The sequence below is a fragment of the Pectinatus brassicae genome (assembly GCF_014201835.1).
GTDB lineage: Bacteria > Bacillota > Negativicutes > Selenomonadales > Selenomonadaceae > Pectinatus > Pectinatus brassicae.
Window position 1 is genome coordinate 1 of the sequence record NZ_JACHFH010000085.1, and the last position, 1,195, is coordinate 1,195.

Here is a 1,195-nt window from a genome sequence, read left to right on the forward strand (position 1 = left end):
GCTTCACAGATAGTTGCGCAAAAAACACGTCTTACATTATCTCCACAGGCTATCCCCGTAGTTCCTACGGTTCTTATATATGTTATTACACTGCTCTATTTAATATTCTTAGTCCTTCATTGCGAATATTTATAGCGGCATTTATATCTCTGTCGTGATGTGATTTACATTCAGGACATTCCCATTGTCTTATAGCAAGGTCTTTTATTTCTTTATTCTGATAACCACAATTATGACAAAGCTGGCTTGATGGATAGAATTTATCTATTTGTACTATTTCTTTGCCATACCATATAGCTTTATATTTCAGTTGGCGAGTAAATTCTGACCAGCTGGCATCTATAATACTTTGGGCAAGTTTGTGATTTTTCAGCATGTTATTTACTTGTAAATCTTCTAAGCAGATAACATCGTAATTTTCTATAAGTTTGAGAGAGAGTTTATGCAGCATATCTTTTCGCTGATTTGCAATACGTGCCTGCAATCTAGCCACTTTGATTCTTGCTTTATTTCTGTTTATACTGCCCTTTGTTTTTCGGGACAAGCTTCTTTGCAGTTTGGCAAGTTTTTGTAGTGACTGCTTGAGGTATTTGTGATGGGGTTCTTTATCGCCATCGGAAGTAATTGCAAATTCTTTTAAGCCAAGGTCGATACCAACATAGTTGTCAGTACGATTAAAAACAGGTTTTTCTACTTCGCTGCAGCATAGAGATACAAAGTATTTACCATCAGGCGTTTGTGATATTACAGCATTTAAGATTCTGCCCTGTGGTATTTGTTTATCTCTTATTTTTACTTTACCCAGTTTGGGCAGTTTTATCTTTGTTCCCAAAAATTCAATATTGCCATTGGTAAAGTTTGTTTTGTAAGATTTATGCCTGTTCTTTTTTGACTTGAATTTAGGAAAGCCAACATTTTTACGTTTAAAGAAATTCTGATATGCAGTATCGAGGTCTTTTAACGAGTTTTGCAAGGAACATTTATCTGGTTCTTTTAACCAGATGTTTTCTTTCTTCAACTGCGTTAAATTACTGGAACACTTAGAATATGTAAGTGTTGTCTTATCGTCTTTATACGCTTTAATTCGCATATCGAGATAGTGATTAAAAACATATCTTACACAGCCAAAAGTTTTTTGTATCAGTATTTCCTGTATTTTGTTGGGGTATATCCTAAATTTGAAGGCTTTTTCCAT

General features: G+C 34.3%; 1 protein-coding gene. It reads right to left on the reverse strand.

The window, feature by feature from the left end; genetic code table 11:
• Positions 1–85: 85 nt before the first annotated feature.
• Positions 86–1,195, reverse strand: a 1,110-nt coding sequence (gene tnpB / locus HNR32_RS13750) for an IS200/IS605 family element RNA-guided endonuclease TnpB (protein ID WP_183863632.1), incomplete at its 5' end; no start/stop codon positions are given.